Genomic DNA, 4,056 nt, shown 5'->3' with positions numbered 1-4,056 from the left:
CGGGCGCCTCGTCATGCCCGGCATTGGCGGCATCGATGTCCTCGGCGATCGGCCGCAGCATCATGCGCCCGGCGAAGGCGGCCTCGTCGTCCGCGCCCAGGGCGGAGATGCGGGTCGCTGTCCGCGAGCATAGGCGCTGGATCGCGGCGCGAATCACCACATCAGGCAGCGGCACGCGTTCGGCAGTCCCGATGATCGCGGAAACGACGCTCATGCGGCCACTCCCCTGGTCATGTCTGGTTCGGGACACGAAAGAAGGAACGGGCAGGTTCGGGCGTCGCCGCCTGGCCGGATGCAGGCGAACGCCATCAGGACCGCGAGCAAGGGCGCGATGACGTCCAGTCCCCCGAGATCCGTCACCATGCAAAAAATCCGACCTAAACCTGCGGAATGCCGAAGTTTTGCAAAATAAGTCCTTATCAAAGCGCGGCTTAGGCTTTGGGTTCCGGAAGCTCTCCCCGAAATCGGCGCATCCGGCGCTTTTTTTGGGCCGGCGCTGTGCCATAGTGCGCACCGCAATCAAGTTCGTAACGGATGACACCGGCCATGCCGTCTGGCGCCTCGCCCCGCTCCCCCATGGACATCGAATACACCAAGCTATCCTCGCCCAGCGTCTTCCTGGTGCGGATGCTGGTCTTCCTGGTGCTGTGCACGCTGGTCGGCGTGGTGCTCTACAAGCAGATCATCCAGGCTTTCTTCGCCAATCCGGGCCTCAATGCCCTGATCGGGGCGGTACTGTTCATCGGCATCGTGCTGGCCTTCCGCCAGGTCATCCGGCTCTATCCCGAGGTCTCCTGGGTCAACAATTTCCGCATCGCCGATCCCGGCCTCGCCCCTGCCCGGCACCCAAAACTGCTGGCACCGATGGCGATGATCCTGGGCGGCGAGCGCACCGGGCGGATGTCGATCACCCAGACCACGATGCGGCACCTGCTCGATTCGATCGCGACCCGCCTGGACGAGGCCCGGGACATCTCCCGCTACATGACCGGCCTGCTGGTCTTCCTCGGCCTGCTCGGCACCTTCTGGGGCCTGATCGAGACGGTCGGCTCGGTCGGCAAGGTGATCGACGGGCTCAAGGTCGGCGGCGATTCCGGCGCCCTGTTCGACACGCTGAAGGAGGGCCTCGCCGCCCCGCTCGGCGGCATGGGCATCTCGTTCTCCAGCTCGCTGTTCGGCCTCGCGGGCTCGCTGATCCTCGGCTTCCTCGACCTGCAATCGAGCCAGGCCCAGAACCGCTTCTACACCGACCTCGAAGACTGGCTCGCGACCACCGTGCGCGAATACGGCCGAGGCGATGTGACCGTGGCCGCCGGCGGCGGTGTCGCCAGCGGCGAGCTTCAGGCCGCCGTCGAGCGGCTGCGCTCCGTGCTCGAGGAGGGCAGCTCCAGCCGCGGCACCACGGCGGCGATGGCAAGCCTTGCCGAGGCCATCCAGGCGCTGGTCTCACACATGCGCACCGAGCAGCAGATGATCCGCGAATGGGCCGACGGCCAGGGCGAGCAGAACCGCGAGATCCGGCGCCTCCTCGAGCGGCTCGCGCGCCAGCCCGAGAAGGGTTAGCGACATGGCTCTAGCGCGCGGCCGCCGCAGCGACGGCGCCTTCAACTACTGGCCCGGCTTCGTCGACGCGCTGTCGACGCTGGTGCTGTCGATCGTATTCCTGCTGTCGGTGTTCTTGGTCGTGCAGTTCTTCCTGTCGCAGGAAGTGACCGGCAAGGACAAGGCGCTGGAGCAGCTCAACGCCAAGATCGCGCAGCTCAACGAGCTCTTGTCGCTGGAGAAGCTCGGCAAGCTCACGCTCGACGACCAGGTCTCGCAATTGAAGGCCGGCCTCGCCTCGGCGGAGTCCGAGCGCGACCGCATCAAGGGCCTCTATGACGGCTTAGCTGCCGCCGGCAACGACGCGCAGGGCAAGTCCACTGAGCTTGGCAAGGCGCTGGACTCGGAGAAGGCGGTGTCGGCGCGGGCGCTGGCGCAGATCGAGGTGCTGAACCAGCAGATCAGCGCGCTGCGGCGGCAGCTCGCGGCGCTGGAAGAGGCGCTCGATGCCAGCGAGAAGCGCGACAAGGAATCGCAGAACCGGATCGCCGATCTGGGGTCTCGCTTGAATGTCGCGCTGGCGCAGCGCGTGCAGGAATTGTCGCGCTACCGCTCGGAATTCTTCGGCCGCCTGCGCGCCATCCTCGGCAACCGCCCCGACATCCGCGTCGTCGGCGACCGCTTCGTGTTCCAGTCCGAAGTCTTCTTCGACACCGGCCAGGCGACGCTCCTGCCGGAGGGCCGCGCCGAGCTCGACACCGTGGCGAACGCGCTGATCGAGCTCGACAAGAAGATCCCGGCCGAGATCGCCTGGGTGCTGCGCGTCGACGGCCATACCGACGTGCGCCCGGTGAGCGGCGCGAACTTCAAGTCGAACTGGGACCTGTCCGCGGCGCGCGCGATCTCGGTGGTGCAGTACCTGATCTCGCTCGGCGTGCCGGCCCAGCGCCTCGTCGCCGCCGGCTTCGGCGAATTCCAGCCGCTCGACACCGCCAACACGGAGGACGCCTACAAGCGCAACCGCCGCATCGAGCTGAAGCTGACGGAGCGGTAGTGAGCGCCCTCCACCTCCGCCCCTACCGCCCCGAGGACGAAGCCGCCGCCATCGACCTTTGGCATCGCACCTGGCAGCAGGCCTATCCGCAGATCGACTTCGCCGCGCGGCTGGACTGGTGGCGCGAGCGCTGGCGCAAGGATCTGGTGCCGAAGGCCTCGATCGTGGTTGCGGAGGCGGACGGCGCGCTGACCGGCTTCGTCACCATCGACGGCGAGGGCTATCTCGACCAGCTCGTGGTCGATCCCGCGCATTGGGGCTCGGATGCGGCCAGGCTGCTGGTGGACGAGGCCAAGCGCCTGTCACCTTCAGGCGTCACGTTGCTGGTCAACAAGGACAACGCCCGCGCCATCCGCTTCTACGAGCGCAACGGATTTGCCCATGCCGGCGACGATTTGAATCCGACCTCGGGACGGCCGGTGCTGAAGATGGAATGGAAGCCGTAGAGCTTTGCTGCCCACCCCACCCTCCGCTGTCATGCCCCGGCTTGACCGAGGCATCCAGTACCCCGCGGCTTATCGGTTGATCACTATCGTCTCGGAGTACTGGATTCCCCGCCTTCGCGGGGAATGACACCGTAAGTGATGCTGCCTCACGCCCCCTCGAACTGCAGCCTCGCCAGCCTCGCATAGAGCCCGTTCGCAGCCACGAGCTCGGCATGCGTGCCCTGCTCGACGATCTTGCCGTGGTCCATCACCAGGATGCGGTCGCAGGAGAGCACGGTGGCGAGGCGGTGCGCGATCACCAGCGTGGTGCGGTGGCGCATCAGCTCTTCCAGCGCGGTCTGCACCAGCGTCTCGCTTTCGGCATCGAGTGCGGAGGTGGCCTCGTCGAGCAGCAGCAGCGGCGCATCGCGCAGGATCGCGCGCGCGATCGCGATGCGCTGGCGCTGGCCGCCGGACAGCGTCACGCCGCGCTCGCCGAGCGGGGTGTCGAAGCCTTCCGGCAGGCGGCGGATGAACTCGGCGGCATGCGCGAGCTCGGCGGCGCGCTCGACCTCGGCATCGGTCGCATCGGGCCGGCCGAAGCGGATGTTCTCGCGGGCACTCGCGGCGAACACGTTCGATTCCTGCGGCACCAGCGCGATGCGGGAACGGAAATCACGGGGATCGGCCGACCTGACCGGCACGCCGTCGAGCGAGATCGTGCCGCTGCGCGGATCGTAGAAGCGCAGCAGCAGATGGAAGATCGTGCTCTTGCCGGCGCCGGACGGACCGACGATCGCGACCTTCTCGCCGGGGCGCACGGCGAACGACACGGCGTCGAGCACCTTGGCGTCGAGCCGTGCCGGATAGGCGAAGCTGACCTGGTCGAACCCGACCTCGCCGCGCGCCGGCACCGGCAACGCGCGCGGGGTCGCCGGCGCCTTGATGTCGGGCTGCACATGCAGGATCTCGAACAGGCGCTCGGCAGCGCCGGACGCCGCCGAGACCTCGCCCCAGACCTCGCTGAGCTGGCCG

4 protein-coding genes and 1 pseudogene are annotated in these 4,056 nt (G+C 67.7%); 3 read left to right on the top strand and 2 right to left on the bottom strand.

Features of this window, described 5'->3' with window-relative positions; translation table 11 throughout:
* A pseudogene (locus tag AC1D00_RS30380) lies at positions 1-214 on the bottom strand (SAM-dependent methyltransferase); the annotation flags it as partial.
* A gap of 332 nt (positions 215-546) precedes the next feature.
* Between AC1D00_RS30380 and AC1D00_RS30375 the strand changes: the two are divergent.
* From AC1D00_RS30375 to AC1D00_RS30365, 3 genes are read left to right on the top strand one after another with little or no spacing between them, the layout of a single operon-like run.
* Complete coding sequence (locus AC1D00_RS30375) at positions 547-1,563, top strand: hypothetical protein (RefSeq protein WP_027544189.1); 1,017 nt, start codon at positions 547-549, stop codon at positions 1,561-1,563.
* A gap of 4 nt (positions 1,564-1,567) precedes the next feature.
* On the top strand, positions 1,568-2,596 hold the full coding sequence (locus AC1D00_RS30370) for a peptidoglycan -binding protein (RefSeq protein ID WP_027544190.1): 1,029 nt from the start codon (positions 1,568-1,570) through the stop codon (positions 2,594-2,596).
* A complete protein-coding gene (locus AC1D00_RS30365) occupies positions 2,596-3,042 on the top strand; it encodes a GNAT family N-acetyltransferase (protein WP_271568734.1) in 447 nt (148 codons plus the stop codon). The genes AC1D00_RS30370 and AC1D00_RS30365 overlap by 1 nt, the downstream gene beginning before the upstream one ends.
* Before the next feature lie 146 nt (positions 3,043-3,188).
* Here the strand turns inward: AC1D00_RS30365 and AC1D00_RS30360 are convergent.
* Positions 3,189-4,056 (bottom strand): ATP-binding cassette domain-containing protein (locus AC1D00_RS30360; protein ID WP_477013201.1); only part of this gene is annotated, 868 nt, incomplete at its 5' end.

This window comes from Bradyrhizobium sp. P2_E8, assembly GCF_056403875.1.
The sequence above is the reverse complement of the archived record's forward strand: the minus strand, read 5'-3'. Positions and strand labels throughout refer to the sequence as shown.

Bases quoted from the DNA above. Each gene is read 5' to 3' on its own strand.
- AC1D00_RS30375 (WP_027544189.1), top strand. From the start codon at position 547: ATGCCGTCTGGCGCCTCGCCCCGCTCCCCCATGGACATCGAATACACC.
- AC1D00_RS30370 (WP_027544190.1), top strand. From the start codon at position 1,568: ATGGCTCTAGCGCGCGGCCGCCGCAGCGACGGCGCCTTCAACTACTGG.